This is a genomic window from Brevibacillus sp. DP1.3A (assembly GCF_013284245.2).
GTDB lineage: Bacteria > Bacillota > Bacilli > Brevibacillales > Brevibacillaceae > Brevibacillus.
Map to the genome: position 1 here is coordinate 1,563,435 of NZ_CP085876.1, position 17,425 is coordinate 1,580,859.

Genomic DNA, 17,425 nt, shown 5'->3' on the forward strand with positions numbered 1-17,425 from the left:
GCGCAAAAGAAAGGAAAGCAGGGAACGAGAATGTCAAAGCCTTACAAAAAAGTTTTTTGGGCAGCCGGTTTTGGCTGGATGTTCGATGCCATGGATGTTGCACTTTTATCTTTTATTATGGTGGCATTACGACAGGAATGGGGTTTGACAGGGGAAGAGGCCGGGCTACTAGGGACGGGCAATCTCGTCGGCATGGCGATTGGGGCGATTGTAGGTGGCTATTTGGCTGACCGAGTTGGCCGCAAGCCAGTGTTTTTGCTGACCTTGGTCTTGTTTGGCTTGGCGAGCTTTGCGAGCGCTTTCGCAACTGGTTTTGCGACCATGCTGCTATTCCGCTTCCTAATGGGACTAGGCTTGGGTGCCGAGCTGCCGGTAGCCTCGACGCTGGTAAACGAGTTTGCGCCACCGGAGAAGCGAGGAAGTACGGTTGTGCTGTTGGAGAGTTTTTGGGCAGTCGGTTGGATTGCGGCAGCCGTCATATCGTATTTCATCATTCCGGACTACGGCTGGCGCGTGGCTGTTATGATCGGGGCGTTGCCTGTCGTGTACGCCTTGTTTGCCCGGCGGAGCATTCCTGAATCTCCACAGTTTCAAAAGCAGGCCGAGAACATTCCTATTGCAACGCTGTTAACGTCCCATCGGACAGAGACGATTACGCTGTGGGTTGTCTGGTTTGCAATTGCGTTCTCGTACTACGGCATGTTTTTATGGATGCCATCTGTTTTGGTCGACAAAGGCTTTACGATGATCAAAAGCTTCCAGTACGTACTGATCATGACGTTGGCCCAACTACCAGGCTATTTCGCGGCAGCCTATTTCGTGGAAAAATGGGGACGGAAATGGACGCTGGCGACCTTCTTGTTCATGACTGGTGTGATGGCCTTCGCTTTTGGACAAAGCAGTGGCACCATGGAGCTGTTGGTGACGGGAGCCTTCTTGTCCTTCTTCAATCTGGGTGCTTGGGGTGCTTTGTACGCGTATACGCCGGAAAATTATCCGACACCCCTGCGCGCTACCGGTTCTGGTATGGCATCCGGTGTCGGAAGAATTGGCAGTATTATCGCGCCGTATCTCGTCGGTTACTACTCGTCACATCATTACAGCTACACATTCATTTTTAGTGTATTTACCGCAGTGCTGATCGTGGGAGCCATCGTCCTGCTCGTTTGCGGACGAGAAACGAAGGTGCTTGCTAATTCTGGCCCTCGTACAGGCGAAGTATAGCGCGAGCCTGCTCTGCGACCTCACGTTTCAGCTCTTGTGGCTCCAACACTTGAATGTGCGGGCCGAAGCTGAGCACCAGCGAACATGCTGATGCAAGTGTGTGAAATTCAACCTTTGCTTCCATCCAGTCGTCTGTTGCGGCTTGGGTGGAAGCTATTTTTATATAACGCTCCTGTTTTACAGCAGGCAACGTCTCTTTTTTGACTAGCAACCGGGCAGGATAACGTGGGAGGCTGGACTTGAAGTCCATTGTGGATTGTTCCCAATAAGAAGCGAGGTCGAAATCGCTTGGACGGATGAAGCCATCATCTAACAGCTGTGCATCCAACAGTCGTGAAATCCGGTACGTCCGCATGTCCTCGTCCACTTGGGCGACCAAATACCAAATGCTTCGCTTGGCGACGAGCCCGAGCGGACAGACAATGCGCTCTACGGCTACATCCTCGCGCATGTAACGAATGAACAGCTTGCAGGAAAGCCATACGGCATCTTGAACCATGGACAAGAACGGAAACGTCTCCGTCGATTCATGCCAGCCAGCCCCATCGATATGAAGGAGCTGGCGTACGTGGATGGCGTCCTGCTGAACGGTTTTTGGCAGCGCGGACAACAGCTTGAGAAAAGCAGCTTCATAGTTTTCATGCAGCCCGAGATCATTCAACAAGGCAGCAGGGGAGGCTACGAGAAGTGATTGCAGCTCATCTATTTTCATTCCGGTCAAATTACTGCGATACCCTTCTGCCAGAGCCCAGCCCCCATCTGCACCGCGCAGCGCATAGACGGGAACGCCCGACGCACTCAAAGCTTCCATATCACGATGAACGGTTCGCTCGGACACCTCCAGCCTTTCTGCTAATTGCTTGGAAGTCATGCGACCGTGGTTTTGTAAGAGCAACAAGATCGTAAGAAGTCGATCTGCCCGCATAAGAAGCCCTCCTAGAAGTAAAAACAACATTACTTTGATTGTATCTTAACGAATATGACAGCGGTTGTCATATTTACTTCGTTATTCTTGATGTATGAATCGATAAGGAGGCATTACGAATGAAACCATTACAAGGCAAAGTAGCGGTGGTAGCAGGCGGCACAAGAGGAGCAGGTCGGGGGATCGCGGTCAGTCTGGGAGAAGCAGGGGCGACGGTATATGTGACGGGACGCACGGTGCGTGGTCAGCACTCTGATATGGCGCGACAGGAGACGATCGAAGAGACAGCAGAGCTCGTGACGGCAAGCGGCGGAATCGGGATCGCTGTGCGAGTCGATCATACGCAGGAAGAAGAGGTAAAAGCGTTCTTTGAGCGAGTAAAAGCGGAGCAAAATGGACAGCTCGATCTTTTGGTCAATGACATCTGGGGTGGAGATCCGTTGACTCACTGGGGGACGCCGTTCTGGGAGCAGCCATTGGCAGACGGCCTCTTGATGCAAGAGCGAGCCATTCGTACGCATATGATCACCAGTCATTATGCGGTTCCACTCATGGTGGCACAGAAAAAAGGGCTGATCATCGAGATTACGGACGGAATCGACTATCGGTACCGCGGCAATCTGTACTACAGCTTGGCAAAAATCTCGACGATTCATCTAGCTGCGTCGATGGCAGAGGACCTGCGCCCCCACGGGGTTACCGCGTTGGCATTAACACCGGGCTTCCTACGCTCAGAAGCGATGCTTGATCTTTTTGGCGTGACTGAAGAGACGTGGAGAGAGGCAGTGCAACAAGATAAGCACTTCATCATGTCGGAAACACCTACGTATATCGGTCGAGCAGTGGTTGCGCTGGCTTCGGACCCGGCTGTCGCAGAAAAAACAGGGAAGACGGTCAGTACATGGGGCTTGTCGGACGAGTATCCTTTTAGGGATAGAGACGGTAGCCGCCCGCATTGGGGAAATTACGCAGAGGAACAAGGGTTTTACCGCTAGTTTCAGGGAACATACAAAACGGCTCCTCAGATTCATTCGAGGAGCCGTTTCTTAGATTGCATCCAGTACATCATCTTCCGTAATAGATGGAATCTCGTCTGACACAAACACGTTTTTATACTCGGTGTCGCTGTCCCCACCGGTCGCTTTAAATAACTGATTGGGGGTATTTGGAAACCATCTCACTTGACCAACTTCTTCATCATAACCACCGTTGAGAAACAGAAGATACTCTCCTTCAGGAATTTCAGTCTGCTTATGATCCGCAATCGGAGCGATCTCTTTATCTTTATCAGGTTGATAACCTACGATGCGATACAGCTTGATCGTATCTCCTGCCTCAATCTGGTGATCGGTGAGGTTTTGAAACACGTTGTCCACGGCTACTTCATACACATAGAATACGAGGGATTCGGTTTTTTCTTCTTTGTATGCTTTTGGAACGGTACCTTTCAAAATAACCATGGCGTCTTGGGTGATTTCTTCTGTGGATGAAAAAGTTTTCGATAGCGCAAAACCACTCGAGGAGTGTGTGGATTCCTTCGTCGTGCAAGCAGAGCCGACTGCTAAAAGGAAAGCTGAAAGAGTGATGACACCAAACCATTTTTTCACGGGACACTCTCCTCACGTTCAGGCAGCTATGCCAACGGCTGCGTATCCTTCTTTTTCACAAGCCAGCTTTTCACATTGCCATTCAAAATCAGATGGGTGATGACCCCCGCAATCAAGCCCCAGAAAGCAGCACCGATTCCGCCAATGGAGATGCCGGAAATCGTGACGAGAAACGTAACCAAGGCGCATTCCCGTTCCTTCGCTTCGCTCATCGCCTGTGCGAGGCTGGAACTGAGCGAGGCAAACAGAGCCAAGCCAGCAATGACGGCGATCAATTCTTTGGGCAAGGCAGCGAACACCGAAGCCATTGTAGCGCCAAACATCCCGAAGAGTAAGTAAAAGCCGCCGCAGGCAATTCCGGCAATGTAGCGCTTGGTATGATCCGGATGAGCTTCTTTTCCCGTGCAAATCGCAGCTGTAATCGCCGCGAGATTGATGCCTGGTGAACCAAAAGGAGCGAGCAATAGTGAAGCGATGCCAGTAGTTGTTACGAGCGGTCCAGCAGGTGTATCGTACCCGTCTGCTTTTAAGACGCTAATTCCTGGGGCGTTCTGAGAGGCAAGCGCGACGATGCACAATGGAATCCCCAAGCCGATGATCGCATCGAGAGAAAACGTCGGCATCGTAAAGATGGGCTGGACGAGGGACATCTGGACATTGTCCATTTGCAAACGTCCCAAAAGAAAGGCGACACCCAAGCCGACGAAAAGCGTAAGAACGACAGCATACCGTGGAGACCAGCGCTTGGCGAACAGGTAGCAAAAGATCATCGGCAGAGCCAATGCAGGCAGGTGCTGCATGGAAACAAAGACTTCTACGCCAAATGACAGGAGAATCCCCGCGAGCATGGCGGTCGTAATCGACTGCGGGACGTATTTCATCAAGACGGAAAACAAACCGGAAACACCGACGAGCGTAATGACCACGGCCGAAAAAATATAAGCGCCAATCGCGTCGGGAAAGGAGTATACCGTCAAGCTGGTGACTAACAGAACGGCCCCCGGCGTCGACCATGCTGTGATGATCGGGGTGCGAAACCAAATACTGAGCACAATGCACGTCAAGCCGCTCCCAATCGAGATAGCCCAAATCCAAGAGGCGAGGACTGCATCGCTGAGTCCGGCACCCTTGGCAGCTTGAAAGACGATCAGCAATGGTCCTGCATAGGAGACCATCGTGGCGATGAGTCCAACAATAACGGCAGATAGAGAGAAGTCAGCAGGGATTTTTTTCAGGGTCGAGAAAGGTTTTTCGGGTACCACGACGTGAATGCCTCCTAGATGCGCCAATGCAGACGTTATGCTTTTTCGTTCAAAATGTAGCGAATCGTCCGTTTGGTGATGTTTAATTTTTTGCTTAAAAGCTGTCTGTTTCCATTCGTTTCGGTCAAGCCCTTTTCGATAATCGTTCGCCCGATCTCGCCTTCGAGCTGTTTAACCCGCTTGATCAAATAATCGAAGTCTATCCCATCTATAGAGGTGACAAGGCGGAGTATCGTATCGACAAAGCGCTCGCATTCGTGATCGATGACTTGTTCTATCCGTTTGGGAACAGTGGGTGGAAGCACCTGTACCATGCGGTTCCGCAAATTCGCTGGCAAATGCTCGGCACGCAGTCGTTCGCATTCGTGCAACGCGATGGTTTGATTCAGAACGTTGATCAGTTGGCGGACATTGCCCGGCCAATCATAGCGCTGCAAGAGCTCGATGGCATCCTGGTCGATTTCGCGGGGATCCCCACTGCGCTTTTGCAAGTAGTAGTGCGCGATTGTGGGGATATCCTGAATTCGTTCGCGAAGAGGAGGAATCGACAGCTTGATCCCTTCCAGACGATACAACAGGTCACTTCGGAAACGATTCATCCCGACTTCATGCTCCAGATCGCGGTTGGTGGCAGAAATAAAGCGAATATTGCTCTTACCGATCTGCTCGCCACCGACGCGCATGAACTCTCCTGTTTCTAACGTACGCAAGAGCTTCACTTGGATGGAAGGGGGAGCCTCCCCGATCTCGTCAAGAAACAGCGTTCCGTTATGTGCCAGCTCGAACAAGCCTTTACGGGATTTGAGCGCTCCGGTAAAAGCGCCCTTTTCATAGCCGAACAGCTCACTTTCCAGCAAGGATTCCGGCACTGCCCCGCAGTTAAAAGCAACAAAAGGCTGCTGGGCGCGATTGCTTGCTCCATGGAGAAAACGGGCCATTAGCTCCTTGCCGGTACCCGTTTCTCCTTCAATGAGCACATGGATCGCCTTTTTTGCTAATTTTTTGGCAATTGCGCATACATTGGCCATCGGACTGTCAGATGAATACACGATACCATATTGGGCGGCTTCTTGGGATAGGTGATCGCTGTGTTTGCTGGAAGAAGAGAGCACCGCGTCGATGACCTGCTCCAGACTGTCCAGATCGTCGAACGGCTTCTCCAAGTAATCGCGCGCGCCCCATTGCATCGCTGTCACAGCCGATTTAATCGTGCTGAAGCCCGTCATGATCAAGACTTCGCAGGTGGGAAATACTGCCTTGATCTGTTTGAGCAGCGTCAATCCGTCGGCATCTGGCAGCTTCAGGTCCACGAGTGCAGCGTGAAAGCCGGTAGAATCCGAGTGAAGCAGCCGTTCCACGTCCTTGCCAGAATTGGCGACGACGATATCGCAGTCTTTTTTCTTGAGGAAATAGGTAAAAAAGGTAGTCACTTCTGTTTCATCATCCACGATCAAAATCCGTTTTTTCTCCATCGTTGTCCTCCTCGTCAGCTAACAGTGGCAAAAGCATCGTAAACTTGCTGTACTCTCCCTCCACGCTTTCAGCAAACAGCTTCCCGCCGTGTGCTTCTGCAATTCCAAGACTGACGGAAAGCCCGAGACCTGTCCCTTTTGTCCGTTCCTTCGTCGAGAAGAAGGGCTGAAAAATCTGCGAAAGCTGCTCTACACAAATGCCTGTGCCGTTATCGAAAACGGATAAGCCTACGTAAGAGCTATTCTCCTCTTGTACGAGGAAGGAACGGATGACAATGTGTGGAGATTCCCTGCCTGCCACAGCGTCTCGTGCATTTAACAGGAGATTGATCACAATTTGCTCGATCTGATGACGGCTTCCATGAAACAGCAGAGGAGGCTCGGACATTTCCCGGGTTATGGTCAAGCCGGAAACAGATAGCTGGTAGCCAATCAGCCCGAGTACGTCCTTTACGACCTCGTCAATAGAGGTGGTGGAAAACAAGTACTCTTCCTGCCGCGAGAAGGTGAGCAAGTTTTGAATGATCTTTTTGCAGCGCACCCCGCATTGATAGATGTCTTTCATCAAGGGAGCCTCTGGGGCATCTGTCATCTCGCGCATGAGCAATTGAGAGTTTCCGAGGATGGCCGTGAGCGGACTGTTCAGCTCATGGGCAATGCCGGCAGCCATCTCGCCAATCGCCGCCATTTTTGCGGATTGAATCAGTTGGGCTTCGATTTTGATCTTTTCATTCACGTCTTGAAAAAGCAGGCTATTTTCTACGACGACACCGACATGGCTGGCGACTAGCTGGATCAATTCGGCTTCGTCCCGATCGACTAGCTGCTTTGTTTGGCGTAAGAGTGTCAGAAAACCAAAGGTCTGATTCAATTGACTGCGCAGCGGAACAGAGGTGGCGTGATGCTCAGGCAGCACTTCGGCAAGCGTAAGATGAACCTGCCCGGTAAGCACAGGGGCTTCCACTGAAACGGTCTGTGTCAGCGTATGGCATTGCCAATCCCCGTCAGTCCACTTGGCGAGATAGGAGGAGAGCATGCCTCCCTTCACGATGGTCAGGGCAAAATGCTCGAATACGAGAATTTGCGAGAGCTGTGCGGCGATATAACTGGTTGTTTGTTGCCAGGTTGCGCTGATCTGAATTTGTGTCAGCTGGTTAATGACGGCGAGCTGCTTGTTTTTCTTTTTCATCTCCTCGATCAGATAGACGAGCTCACTGTAATAGCTTTTTCGCGAGGATTGAATTCCGGTCAATTTTTCCAAAATCTCTTGTTTGGTATGCATGACGAACCTCCTACAAGGCTTGGCGAAACAACGTCGCGACATCGTGGATGGTCATGTCACGGGGATTGGTCGTCATGCACACGTCCAGTACGGCGAGACTACTGAGCAGGTCGATTTGCTCTGGATGCAGCCCGATGGCCGACAACGATTGGGGCACCTCCAGATCGCTTACCAGCTCCTTGACCGCTTTGAGTGTGAGACGAGAGGCGGCATGTGTGCTCAAGCCCGCCGTGTTTTCCCCGAGGCATTCTGCGATTAGCCTGTATTTTTCCGGTGCTGCGATGTAGTTGTACTCGAGTACGTGGGGGAGCAGGATGGCATTCACCTCGCCATGCGGAGCGTCGAGGAATCCCCCGAGCTGATGGGACATGGCATGCACAGCACCAAGTATGGCGTTGGAAAAAGCGATTCCTGCTTGAAGACTCGCCATAGCCATCGCTTGCTTGGCCTCTGTATTGTATTGACTGGCGACAGATGGGCGCAAATGCTTGGCGATGAGACGCATGGCTTGCAGTGAATGCACCTCGGTAAGCGGCGTTGCAGCGAGCGAAATATACGATTCAATGGCATGTGTCAGCACATCTATGCCTGTATTGGCAGTGAGCAGCTTGTCTTTGGTCATCAAGGTTTGCGGGTCGATGATGGCGATATCGGGTATGAGTGACTTGGAGATGATCGCCATTTTCACCTTGCGTGTACTGTCTACAATGATGGAAAATTGCGAAACCTCCGAACCGGAGCCGGCTGTCGTCGGTACCATCACCATGGGAGGAAGGGGATGCTGGATATTGTCGACGCCTTCGTATTGGACGATGCTGCCCTCGTTGGTAGCCAACAGCGCGATTGCCTTGGCTGCATCGATCGCACTACCTCCGCCAACACCGAGAATCGCATTGCATTCCTTGGCACGATATTCGGCAATCCCGGCATGAATTTCGTAATCTTTCGGATTGGCTGTCACGTTGGTCCATAGATGGTAGTCGAGCTTTTGCTGCTGCAAGTAAGAGATGATCCGCTCGACCCAGCCTGCGTTTGCGACACCAGGATCACTGACAAGAAAGACGCGAGAAGCTCCCAATCGGCGCAAGCTTTCCCCTACCTGGCCGAGAGACTGGTTCCCGAAAATGATTTCCGGCGTCATGAACTTGGATATTTGCATGCGTTCGCCCCCTTTTCCACTACGTAGTAATACAGCAGGCAAGGATGAATACCCTTTTTCGGCCAAAAGGTTGGCAAGCGGGCCGTTTTTTCGGCTCATGTGCCGCAATATCGGCTGCTTCGAAGAAAGAAAACGGCTAAATGATTGAATGGTTAGGCGCTTTCCTGTTGGCATACTGCTTGCAATTAGTAGGAGGCGGGAAGAACACCTGCCCTTTACGCACATGCCTGAAGGGGAAAAAGAGGAGGAAGGTCAAGATGAAAGCAGCAGTAGTCAACGAGTTCCATCAAAAGCTGGAAGTAAAGGAAGTCGCCATTCCAGAGGTCGGACACGGTGAGGTTCTGGTAAAAATCAAAACGTGTGGTGTCTGCCATACGGACCTGCATGCGGCACACGGGGATTGGCCTGTGAAGCCAAAGCTGCCTTTGATTCCTGGACATGAGGGTGTAGGTGTTGTCGAAATGCTGGGGGAAGGTGTTACCTCGCTGAAAATTGGTGATCGTGTAGGCGTTCCGTGGTTATTCTCTGCTTGCGGTGAATGCGACTACTGCCTGACAGGCTGGGAGACACTTTGCATGCAACAGTTAAACGGGGGCTATTCCGCTGACGGTGCCTATGCTGAATATTGCGTAGCGCCTGCTGCTTACGTGGCACGCATTCCTGATGAGCTGGGCGATGTGGAAGCAGCGCCGATCCTGTGCGCAGGGGTAACCACTTATAAAGCATTGAAGGTAGCAAACGTGAAGCCGGGTGAATGGGTTGCGATCTACGGCATCGGCGGCTTGGGACATGTGGCTCTCCAATATGCCAAGGCGATGGGCTACAACGTCGTAGCAGTCGATATTCACAAGGAAAAGCTGGACTTGGCAAAAGAACTAGGGGCAGATGTGACAGTAAACGGCAGTGAGGTTGATCCGGTACAAGCTATTCAAGAGCAGGTGGGCGGTGTCCACGGTGCGATCAGCGTGGCAGTCACCAAGAAGGCATTTGAACAAGCATACAAATCCGTTCGACGCGGTGGTTCTCTAGTCGTTGTTGGCTTGCCGAATGCAGAGTTGCCCATCCCGATTTTTGACACGGTGTTGAATGGAGTGACGGTGAAAGGCTCCATCGTGGGGACGCGCAAGGATATGCAAGAAGCACTTGATTTTGCAGCACGTGGCAAGGTTCGTGCGATCATCGAGACGCAGCCACTTGATCAGATCAACGAAGTATTGGAGCGTTTGGAAAAAGGTCAAATTAATGGTCGGGTTGTTTTGACGATGGAGTAGTCGAGGGATATGTGAAGCTGTTGTCGGGCTATGCTTTTCTGGAGCATGGTCCTGGCTACAGCTTTTTTTATGAAAGGAGCTGTTGTGGGGGGAAGAAGCGAATTTTCAGTCTCCGCTTCAGCCTACGCGGCTTTTCTTTTTTGATTGTAAATCTAAGAGGGCGAGAGATCCATTTCTACTAGAACACTTATTGTTGAGCAAACGCTTGCATGCTAAGAAAAGCTTTTTGCATAATGGTAGTAGCACCAAATCAGTAAAAAAGTGTAATCTATTTAAAAAATGATTCAAATCGATTATATCATTCGTGGGTTATTGTGCTATCATATCCATAAAAAGGAATCATCAGGAGGGTGTATTTGCTGTGATTTCAGAGGGAAAAACCTTTGGGGGCATATTACGAGTATATCGAAATAGAGCAAACTTAACACTGACTGAGTTATCAGAAAGAACAGGTGTAGCTTCTGGAACCATTAGTAAGATAGAATCCGATGCGTTTACTTTACCAAATATGCAGCATGTAATGAAACTGGCAAAAGTACTGGATATTCCACTTTATACAGCGATCGTACCCTATTTACATAAAATTAAGCGCGAAGCGACACTTCGGACTCTATTAGAGGCCGTGATGCAAGAGAAGAATGTGGTTCTTACCAACAAAGTAGCTTTGCAATTGCTAAATTGTCCCAAAAGCAATACATTTCTTTCTTTAGACTATCTGTATCAAACGGCAGGAACGGAAGGGAATGAAGAACTGCGCTTGGCTCTTTATGACGTGATCTGTGACTACTCACGTGAGCATGGAATTCCTCTGTACCTGGCAAGATCGCTTTTCCAACGATATATGATTCGACGTGAAAATCTAAGCCAATTAGATCAAACCTATGTAGAGGGCAAGGAGCTATTACACTACACGTCCTATCTGCATATCAATGAGCGAGTTTTGACCTACTATAAATTTTCCTTCCATGCATTGCGTCTTGGATTTTATTCAGATTGTATTCATCTGTGTAAACAAGGACTTGAAATCGACCATAGTCAGAGTGAGCAAAAAGCAGCAGCGATCCTTGCGATCATCATTTCCTATTTTGAGCTGGAAGACTACACATTGGGACATTTTTATCTGGAGAGATACGAAATGTTCGATTATCCCGAAGTACATAAACATGCCAGACATATTCGGGGGAAACTATACGGAAAGACAGGGAAATTTGATAAGGCCATTCCGGTATTACAAGAATGTCTTGCGCAGCAATCACAAGATGACAAGATTGTGATCGCGAATGATTTGTTGGAGATTTATATACAGGTAGGAGAAGAAGCGAAAATCCGAGAACTATTTTTGGCAGAAGCAGCTATCTTGCCGAAGAGTCTCACTACTCCGAATCAATACAATCAATTGGGACTGTATTTTCGAACGAAGGGCATCTTTTGCATTCAAAATAATGAAGTAGACTTAGGAATCGAGAGTCTTGTGGAAAGCGTGAATCACTATCGCGCAATCAATGAGATAAAACAAGCAGATAAGAGTCTTAGCGTTCTTTTTGAATTCTATGTGTCACAGAAAAAAAATCTTCCATTTGATATACTCCATAAATTGGTAAACGTGTATAATGGAAGTAATCATAGAACCAAACAGGAGGTATAGGTCATGAAGAAATGGATATTGTCTTTGTGTATGTTAACCGCCTTCATTACATTACCAGTTTTAGTAGAACAACCAGCCAAGCAAACAACTTCGATTATACAATATGGTTGGCCGGAGCCTTGGTAATCATCTGAACAATACGATCAATGCCCTCCAATTGGAGGGCATTTGTTTTACTTGCCAAACTGACCACAACAGTCGGAAGACAACATTTTTACTTGAGTAATTCGTTATAATTAATTATAACTAGTTATATATAGTTATAATTGGTATGGGGGTAGCGGATGCAGATGGTGACGACGACGATGGTCAATTCGCAAAAATTATGGATGGTGGTTAAGCGGATGGAGCCTCATTTGATCCGCAATCAGGCCAATATGGAGAAGCTTTTGAAAATGCTGATGATCCACGATGTCGCCTCCGTCTCAGGTTCCTCCTTTCGCGGACTGCGAATAGACGATGTTTCGAACGGCGATATCAAAGAGCTTTGGAGCGAGTTCGAAAGCAATGAGACGTATGAAGCGAAAGTTGCCCATGCCATTATTCGTCTGATCGACCAAATAGAAATCGAAATCTAGCTGACTACCATATGCTGTGTCCCGTGCGGACTGGCTATGGTAGTTTTTTTCTGCTTTCGCACACAATGGGCGCATGTGCCATAGGCTGATGGTAGCTTTTTTACTGAGGTGATACACATGAGACGCCCGGATAATCAGCCAGATTTTATCGGTGCCCTTCTAAGTATGATCCTTGGAGTCTGCATATCGTTCGAGGCCTATCGTCTGGAGGCATCTTCGTCGTCGTTGTTCGTAGGGGATCACACGCTGCCTGCGATTCTTGGCTTAGTGTTTTTCATGCTCGGAGGTGTGCTGCTTATCCAATCATTCCGTGTGACGGAGGAAGCCTCTTCGCCAAATCCTGGACCGCTTCTTCCTGGAAAAAGGCTGCGCCTGCTGTTTTGCTTTTTATTCCTGTTACTGTATGTCTGGCTGCTCGGCGCGATCGGTTACACAATGGCTACACTCTTTGTCTCCTTTGCATTTTTTATACTGATCGGCAGCTATCGGTGGCGCACGTCCATTGTGTACTCCGTCCTTTTGACAGGGGGTCTGTATGTGGTGTTCATCTACTCGCTGCATATCACACTGCCTGGAGGAGATTTGTTTTAGAGCACGCATTTTTAGGAGGTGCTGATCATCGAGACGTTCCAACTATTACTGGCTGGTTTTGCTTCAGCTCTCACCCCGGAGCATTTGCTCATGGCAGCACTCGGCGCTCTTATTGGCACCTTTGTAGGTGTATTGCCCGGTCTCGGTCCCACTTCTGCCATCGCGATTCTGCTTCCGGTGACAGCCGTACTGGAGCCGACACAAGGCATGATCATGCTGGCAGGTATTTATTACGGTGCCATGTACGGTGGCTCGACGACGGCGATTCTGCTCAATATCCCGGGGGAGCTATCGTCAGTCCCCACATGTCTGGATGGCTATCCGCTCGCGAAAAAAGGGAGAGGTGGGCCGGCATTGGGGATATCCGCACTGGCTTCGTTTGGTGCAGGGGTACTCGGGGTAATCGGCCTCGTTTTTTTCGCTCCCATTTTGGCAGATCAAGCGTTAAAATTCGGACCGCCTGAATATTTTGCGCTGATGATTCTGGCTCTCACGCTGATGGTCAGTTTATCAGGAGGATCATTGGTCAAATCGTTTTTGATGGGGGCATTCGGCTATTCGCTCGCTCTAGTTGGGCTGGGACCATCCTCTGGCATGCCGCGCTTTGATTACGGCGTCCCTGCATTGGTCGGCGGTTTTGACATGATTAGCATCATCATCGGGTTGTTTGCGATTACGGAAGTCCTCAAAGGAATTGATGAAAAACGCACAGCTACCCTGATTGGCAAGCCAGGCAGTGTCTACCCGAAAAAGGAAGACTTGAGAGTAAGTGCCGGGCCTATGCTGAGGGGCGGGATTATCGGCTTTTTTCTTGGATTGCTGCCGGGCTGTTCGGCTGCGATCACGTCGTTTTTGGCGTACGATATGGAAAAAAAGCTATCGAAGCATCCCGAGAAGTTCGGTCAGGGAACAATCGAAGGGGTGGCGGCACCAGAAGCAGCGAATAATGCGACCAGCAGTGCGGGCTTCATCCCGCTGTTTTCGCTCGGGATTCCTTCTTCACCGCCATTGGCGATTTTGTTGGCAGGCTTGATGATCTACGGATTGACGCCAGGCCCTGTTTTGTTTGAACAAAATGCGGGCTTTGTCTGGACTGTCATCGCCTCGATGTTCGTGGGAAATGCGATGCTTCTCGTGCTGAACCTCCCGATGGTATGGGTGTGGGTCAAATTGACGAGGGTACCATATGGCATCATGGCTCCGATCATCCTAATGTTCTGCACGATTGGGGCATACAGTGTGCGGAACAGTATGTTTGATGTGTGGGTAGCGTTTTTGTTTGGCGGCCTTGGGTATGTTTTTTCCAAATATAAATGGCCAGTTGTTCCACTGGTTTTGTGCTTCATTTTGGGACCTCTTCTGGAAGAATCCTTCATTCAAACGATGGCGATGGGCTCAGGTGATCTCAGCATTGTTTTGTTTCGGCCTTTATCGTTGACCATCTTGCTGGCAGCAGGAGCACTCTTGATCATCTCCATGATGTTGAACCGCCGGACACAGCAACGGCTGAAAGAAGAGCGGGACCGGGGAGTAGATGTCGCGTAGGGAGGAAGAGTCATTGAAAGGGTATAAACAATGGGCGGCTGTCATGATGTCGTTGCTTTTGGCGGCAGCCGTTAGTGCATGTGGAAATCAAGGTACCGAGTCGGCCTATCCATCGAAGCAGGTGGAGTATATCGTGCCGTATTCTGCCGGGGGCGGAGTCGATCTCGTGGCCAGAGCAGCAGCTGATTATTTGAGCAAGGAATGGGGGCAGCCCATCGTCGTCGTCAACAAGGCGGGAGGTGGTGGGGCAGTTGGAGCGGAGTATGCTCTAAAACAAGCCAAAAACGATGGTTACACAGCGCTTGCTGTCAATGTATCCAATACGACGATGCTCGCTGCTGGGATGAAAACGCCGCCGATTACAAACGAGGATCAAGTCTATACGACCAGGATTGGCAAAGGAACGCTTGCTTTTGCAGTAAAAGCCGACGCGCCTTGGAAAGATTTCGCCGAATTCTCCACGTGGGTGCGCGCAAATCCGGAGCAGTTAACATGGACTTCTGTAGGGCCAGCAGGTTTTTCCGCTTTTGGGATAGCAGAGTGGTTGGATGCGATCGGAGCTGACTTCGCCAAGACGAGAATGATCGTGACAAAAGGCGCCTCCGATTCCGTTCCAAAAGTCGCTGGAGGGCACGCGATTTTGGCGGTGCATACAGTGGGGGAGATCATGCCGATGCTGCAAGCGGGCAAGGTCAAAATCCTTGCCGTATCCGGTGACACGCGAAGTCAGTTCCTGCCTGACATCCCTACTGCGGAGGAGCAAGGGATTCAAGGCTTGTCGGTTTTCTGGTGGACGGGAGTGTCTTTTGCCAAAGGAACGCCAGAGTCGGTTATTCGCAAATGGGAAGAAGCGATTGCCAAGATGGAAAAGGACCCAGCCTTTTTGCAAAAGCTGAGTGAAATCCAGGTGGAGCCAGCCTATGCGGCCAGTGAAGCATTTACGAAGGAAACACAGGCAGAAACGACGTACTACTTGGAATTGGCGACCAAGAAGGGTATTCGAAAATAGGGGCGACGAAAGAAAAAAAGGAGAATGGCCTGTAGCCGTTCTCCTTTTCCATCTATCTATTTAGGTATCCGTTTTTCGTACCTGAATTTATAAAAACCACTCACTACGTTCGGCTCAGTCTCGCCGATCTTTTTGTAACCGCATTTCTCGTAAAAGTGCTGGTTGCGTACGGCTTCATAGCCGGTATCGAGCGTCCACTTCTTGATGTGTGGATAGGCGGCCTCCATGAACTGCATGGTTTGGCTTCCGATACGCAAGTTTTGCTTATCAGGATCGACATAGATGATCCCCAGCTCCAAATGCTCATGATCGACTGGAATGAGGCAAAAACCGCCAACGATCTGGTCATCCAGCAAGATCGTATAGTAATGGGCCTTTTGCATGAACAAAATGTGCTGGTCAGGCTGGTCATGTCCGGCAGGTCCCTCTCCGTACTTTTGGACTTCTTCTGCGAAGCAGCGAGTGGCAATTTGGGTGAGTTGCTCCGCGTTCGCGGGGACAGCCTTTTTGAAAAAAACCATAGGACTCATGAGATCATCTCCAGTTCGTCTGACTACTTCGAAATTGGTGTATGTATGATTAGCAAAATTCTCCTATATAGCAGACGGATGAACCCACAGAATGGTTACCCACTTATTTTTCTCATGAAGCTCTCCAACGGTCCCCTCTCGAACCAACGTCTCCATACAAGTGTGAGTACAATGGAAAAGAGGAAGAAGCCTATGGCGTAGAGGATTGCAAAATCGAGACCAATGACTCTGGTAGAAGACAATTTCATCCGGGTTCTTTACTCTCTACTTTCTATTTGCTTATCGGTAAGTAAAATGCAATGGGGTGGATTGTAAATAGCAAGCCCTTAAAATGTTGGAGATGGATAAGCACAACTGTCCTTTGCCCGGACACAGATGTCTCATACCTGTCTGGATTTGAGAAGGTCGAGACTGCTTGTCACATGTAAAAACTATGTGCCACAAGAGGGGACTCGATTGGTATCCAACTTGCAGAGCTTTTTTCTGAATGCGGATGCAATTGTAGAGGAAGGGAGAGAATGGCTTGGATATGCGGGAAGTGGTTGCCATTGTAACGGGTGGTGCTTCCGGTTTGGGAGAAGCCGCTGTGAGGAATGTAGTTCAACACGGGGGAAAAGTAGCCATTCTTGATTTGACGGTGGAGAAGGGGCAAACTTTGGCGAATGAGCTGGGGCGCGAAAATGCTTTGTTCGTGCATACGGATGTCATGAGTGAGGCGAGTGTGCGGGAGGCAATCGATCAGGCTGCTGGCACATTTGGTACGATTCACGCCGTGGTCAACTGTGCGGGGATCGGTTTGGCACAGAAAACGCTGTCGCGAAGCGGTCCACATTCACTGGAATCCTTCAGCAAAGTCATTTCAGTCAATCTGATCGGTACTTTTAATGTCATTCGGTTGGCGGTGGAGCAAATGGCAGGAAACGAGCCGAACCAACAGGGGGAGCGAGGTGTCATCATCAATACCGCATCGGTGGCGGCTTTTGAAGGGCAGGTGGGGCAGGTTGCCTACAGCGCCTCCAAGGGCGGAATCGTAAGCATGACGCTGCCGCTAGCAAGAGACCTGGCTTCGTATGGCATACGCGTGATGGCGATTGCTCCAGGGCTATTTGACACGCCGATGTTCGATCAGCTCCCGCGCTCTGAAAAAACGGCGTTGGGTGCGACTGTTCCTTTTCCTCCTCGCATGGGTGATCCGCTAGAATACGCGATGCTCGTGAACAGCATCATCACCAATCCGATGTTGAATGGAGAAACGATCCGGCTGGATGGGGCAATCAGGATGGCACCGAAATAGAGAAGACGTGTTGACAGGAAAATAGTTAGGT

At 49.9% G+C, this 17,425-nt stretch carries 18 protein-coding genes; 10 read left to right on the plus strand and 8 right to left on the minus strand.

Going from position 1 to position 17,425, the window contains the following annotated elements; translation table 11 throughout:
- Window positions 1-30: 30 nt before the first annotated feature.
- Complete coding sequence (locus tag HP399_RS07285) at window positions 31-1,224, plus strand: MFS transporter (RefSeq protein WP_173620560.1); 1,194 nt, start codon at window positions 31-33, stop codon at window positions 1,222-1,224.
- Here HP399_RS07285 and HP399_RS07290 read toward each other — a convergent pair.
- The gene (locus tag HP399_RS07290; RefSeq protein ID WP_173620559.1) at window positions 1,193-2,149 is read right to left on the minus strand and encodes a helix-turn-helix transcriptional regulator; all 957 of its coding nucleotides are present in this window, start codon (window positions 2,147-2,149) and stop codon (window positions 1,193-1,195) included. The two genes, HP399_RS07285 and HP399_RS07290, sit on opposite strands and share 32 nt — an antisense overlap.
- Window positions 2,150-2,268: 119 nt before the next feature.
- Between HP399_RS07290 and HP399_RS07295 the strand changes: the two genes are divergently transcribed.
- Entirely contained in the window at window positions 2,269-3,144 is an 876-nt protein-coding gene (locus tag HP399_RS07295) for an SDR family oxidoreductase (RefSeq protein ID WP_173620558.1), read from the plus strand.
- Between the two features lie 51 nt (window positions 3,145-3,195).
- Here the strand turns inward: HP399_RS07295 and HP399_RS07300 are convergent, their stop codons facing one another.
- The 5 genes from HP399_RS07300 to HP399_RS07320 are packed head-to-tail and all read right to left on the minus strand — an operon-like array spanning window position 3,196 to window position 8,931.
- Entirely contained in the window at window positions 3,196-3,756 is a 561-nt protein-coding gene (locus HP399_RS07300; RefSeq protein WP_173620557.1) for a hypothetical protein, read from the minus strand.
- A 26-nt stretch (window positions 3,757-3,782) separates the two neighbouring features.
- The gene (locus HP399_RS07305; RefSeq protein WP_173620556.1) at window positions 3,783-5,018 is read right to left on the minus strand and encodes a benzoate/H(+) symporter BenE family transporter; all 1,236 of its coding nucleotides are present in this window, start codon (window positions 5,016-5,018) and stop codon (window positions 3,783-3,785) included.
- A gap of 35 nt (window positions 5,019-5,053) precedes the next feature.
- Complete coding sequence (locus HP399_RS07310; protein ID WP_173620555.1) at window positions 5,054-6,490, minus strand: sigma-54-dependent transcriptional regulator; 1,437 nt, start codon at window positions 6,488-6,490, stop codon at window positions 5,054-5,056.
- Entirely contained in the window at window positions 6,459-7,772 is a 1,314-nt protein-coding gene (locus HP399_RS07315; RefSeq protein WP_173620554.1) for a sensor histidine kinase, read from the minus strand. The genes HP399_RS07310 and HP399_RS07315 overlap by 32 nt, the downstream gene beginning before the upstream one ends.
- A 10-nt stretch (window positions 7,773-7,782) precedes the next feature.
- Complete coding sequence (locus HP399_RS07320; RefSeq protein ID WP_173620553.1) at window positions 7,783-8,931, minus strand: iron-containing alcohol dehydrogenase; 1,149 nt, start codon at window positions 8,929-8,931, stop codon at window positions 7,783-7,785.
- A 257-nt stretch (window positions 8,932-9,188) separates the two neighbouring features.
- Between HP399_RS07320 and adhP the strand changes: the two genes are divergently transcribed.
- The 7 genes from adhP to HP399_RS07350 all read left to right on the plus strand — a co-directional run bounded on the left by adhP (window position 9,189) and on the right by HP399_RS07350 (window position 15,570).
- The gene (gene adhP, locus HP399_RS07325) at window positions 9,189-10,202 is read left to right on the plus strand and encodes an alcohol dehydrogenase AdhP (RefSeq protein ID WP_173620552.1); all 1,014 of its coding nucleotides are present in this window, start codon (window positions 9,189-9,191) and stop codon (window positions 10,200-10,202) included.
- Window positions 10,203-10,563: 361 nt separating this feature from the next.
- Window positions 10,564-11,847: a helix-turn-helix domain-containing protein gene (locus tag HP399_RS07330; protein ID WP_173620551.1), complete on the plus strand. Its 1,284-nt coding sequence runs from the start codon at window positions 10,564-10,566 to the stop codon at window positions 11,845-11,847.
- A gap of 3 nt (window positions 11,848-11,850) precedes the next feature.
- A complete protein-coding gene (locus tag HP399_RS30980) occupies window positions 11,851-11,973 on the plus strand; it encodes a hypothetical protein (RefSeq protein ID WP_255653922.1) in 123 nt (40 codons plus the stop codon).
- Window positions 11,974-12,131: 158 nt separating this feature from the next.
- Window positions 12,132-12,425, plus strand: coding sequence for an HD domain-containing protein (locus tag HP399_RS07335; protein ID WP_173620550.1), 294 nt, complete (start codon window positions 12,132-12,134; stop codon window positions 12,423-12,425).
- 117 nt (window positions 12,426-12,542) lie between these two features.
- A complete protein-coding gene (locus HP399_RS07340; protein ID WP_173620549.1) occupies window positions 12,543-13,016 on the plus strand; it encodes a tripartite tricarboxylate transporter TctB family protein in 474 nt (157 codons plus the stop codon).
- Window positions 13,017-13,034: 18 nt separating this feature from the next.
- Complete coding sequence (locus tag HP399_RS07345; protein ID WP_173620548.1) at window positions 13,035-14,561, plus strand: tripartite tricarboxylate transporter permease; 1,527 nt, start codon at window positions 13,035-13,037, stop codon at window positions 14,559-14,561.
- Entirely contained in the window at window positions 14,551-15,570 is a 1,020-nt protein-coding gene (locus HP399_RS07350) for a tripartite tricarboxylate transporter substrate binding protein (RefSeq protein WP_173620547.1), read from the plus strand. Before HP399_RS07345 ends, HP399_RS07350 begins: the two co-directional genes overlap by 11 nt.
- A gap of 56 nt (window positions 15,571-15,626) precedes the next feature.
- Here HP399_RS07350 and HP399_RS07355 read toward each other — a convergent pair whose 3' ends face one another.
- Window positions 15,627-16,100, minus strand: coding sequence for a GNAT family N-acetyltransferase (locus HP399_RS07355; protein WP_173620546.1), 474 nt, complete (start codon window positions 16,098-16,100; stop codon window positions 15,627-15,629).
- Between the two features lie 95 nt (window positions 16,101-16,195).
- The gene (locus HP399_RS07360) at window positions 16,196-16,348 is read right to left on the minus strand and encodes a DUF418 domain-containing protein (protein ID WP_228088473.1); all 153 of its coding nucleotides are present in this window, start codon (window positions 16,346-16,348) and stop codon (window positions 16,196-16,198) included.
- A gap of 275 nt (window positions 16,349-16,623) precedes the next feature.
- On the opposite strand from HP399_RS07360, the gene HP399_RS07365 reads away from it, so the two are divergent.
- Window positions 16,624-17,394, plus strand: coding sequence for a 3-hydroxyacyl-CoA dehydrogenase (locus tag HP399_RS07365; protein ID WP_173620545.1), 771 nt, complete (start codon window positions 16,624-16,626; stop codon window positions 17,392-17,394).
- Window positions 17,395-17,425: the final 31 nt, after the last annotated feature.

What these genes read in the sequence shown, in the direction of transcription:
- HP399_RS07285 (WP_173620560.1), top strand. Translation starts at nt 31, where the DNA reads ATGTCAAAGCCTTACAAAAAAGTTTTTTGGGCAGCCGGTTTTGGCTGG.
- HP399_RS07290 (WP_173620559.1), bottom strand. Translation starts at nt 2,149, where the DNA reads ATGCGGGCAGATCGACTTCTTACGATCTTGTTGCTCTTACAAAACCAC.
- HP399_RS30980 (WP_255653922.1), top strand. Translation starts at nt 11,851, where the DNA reads ATGAAGAAATGGATATTGTCTTTGTGTATGTTAACCGCCTTCATTACA.
- HP399_RS07335 (WP_173620550.1), top strand. Translation starts at nt 12,132, where the DNA reads ATGCAGATGGTGACGACGACGATGGTCAATTCGCAAAAATTATGGATG.
- adhP (WP_173620552.1), top strand. Translation starts at nt 9,189, where the DNA reads ATGAAAGCAGCAGTAGTCAACGAGTTCCATCAAAAGCTGGAAGTAAAG.
- HP399_RS07360 (WP_228088473.1), bottom strand. Translation starts at nt 16,348, where the DNA reads ATGAAATTGTCTTCTACCAGAGTCATTGGTCTCGATTTTGCAATCCTC.
- HP399_RS07295 (WP_173620558.1), top strand. Translation starts at nt 2,269, where the DNA reads ATGAAACCATTACAAGGCAAAGTAGCGGTGGTAGCAGGCGGCACAAGA.
- HP399_RS07350 (WP_173620547.1), top strand. Translation starts at nt 14,551, where the DNA reads ATGTCGCGTAGGGAGGAAGAGTCATTGAAAGGGTATAAACAATGGGCG.
- HP399_RS07355 (WP_173620546.1), bottom strand. Translation starts at nt 16,100, where the DNA reads ATGAGTCCTATGGTTTTTTTCAAAAAGGCTGTCCCCGCGAACGCGGAG.
- HP399_RS07320 (WP_173620553.1), bottom strand. Translation starts at nt 8,931, where the DNA reads ATGCAAATATCCAAGTTCATGACGCCGGAAATCATTTTCGGGAACCAG.
- HP399_RS07340 (WP_173620549.1), top strand. Translation starts at nt 12,543, where the DNA reads ATGAGACGCCCGGATAATCAGCCAGATTTTATCGGTGCCCTTCTAAGT.
- HP399_RS07310 (WP_173620555.1), bottom strand. Translation starts at nt 6,490, where the DNA reads ATGGAGAAAAAACGGATTTTGATCGTGGATGATGAAACAGAAGTGACT.
- HP399_RS07315 (WP_173620554.1), bottom strand. Translation starts at nt 7,772, where the DNA reads ATGCATACCAAACAAGAGATTTTGGAAAAATTGACCGGAATTCAATCC.